The organism is Novosphingobium aureum, from assembly GCF_015865035.1.
GTDB classification, from domain to species: domain Bacteria; phylum Pseudomonadota; class Alphaproteobacteria; order Sphingomonadales; family Sphingomonadaceae; genus Novosphingobium; species Novosphingobium aureum.
In genome coordinates this window covers 1-615 of sequence record NZ_JADZGI010000022.1, presented here as the reverse complement: position 1 = coordinate 615, position 615 = coordinate 1, and the positions used below count along the sequence as shown (strand labels likewise).

The window sequence follows — 615 nt, the reverse complement described above, 5'->3', positions numbered from 1 at the left end:
CCTTCAAGCGGGTAAATTCTGTACAGGAAAGGCGTGCTATACCCCCTGCGGCAAGGGCCCCGGCGTAATCTCGGAAGAGTTTTTCCTACGGTGTGCAGACAAGAGGCTAATAAGACAAGCGCAAGGGCCGGGCCTCTGGAAAACCTACCGAGCGAAAAGCTATAATGGTAAGGCTGTATCATAATGGTAATGAAGTTTGCTCATAACAAATAATATAAGGGTTCGATTCCCTTCGTCCTTATTAGTGTATTTCCGGCCTCTGGACCGGTGTGTAAAAATCAACACGATTTAGGGCACTTGGCAGAGTGGTTTATTGCGCTCGTCTTGAAAACGAGTACTTCAAAAAAGTCCTGAGTTCGACTCTCAGAGTTCCCGTACAATTATTAGGGTTATTAACCACCCAATCTCATTAATAAGATGAAATTGTTCTTTGCGCTCCTTTCCCCTGGTCTGCCGTACATTGGAGGCGACGTACGGCCGTGTGCTATAGCCTTGTTCTGGGTGTTTTTCCTCCACAATGGCTTATAAGCAAACAATTTATTTAGAATAGGAGTCATTATGGATCCTATCTTCTGCCCCCCCTCTCCAGAAGCGGTGTACACCCCAGCACACCTG

Annotated in this window: 2 tRNA genes; both read left to right on the top strand. The window is 46.7% G+C overall.

Features of this window, described 5'->3' with window-relative positions:
- Positions 1–169 precede the first annotated feature (169 nt).
- Positions 170–241: transfer RNA gene (locus I5E68_RS20490), tRNA-Met, on the top strand.
- Between the two features lie 50 nt (positions 242–291).
- Positions 292–375, top strand: a tRNA-Ser gene (locus I5E68_RS20485).
- Positions 376–615 lie beyond the last annotated feature (240 nt).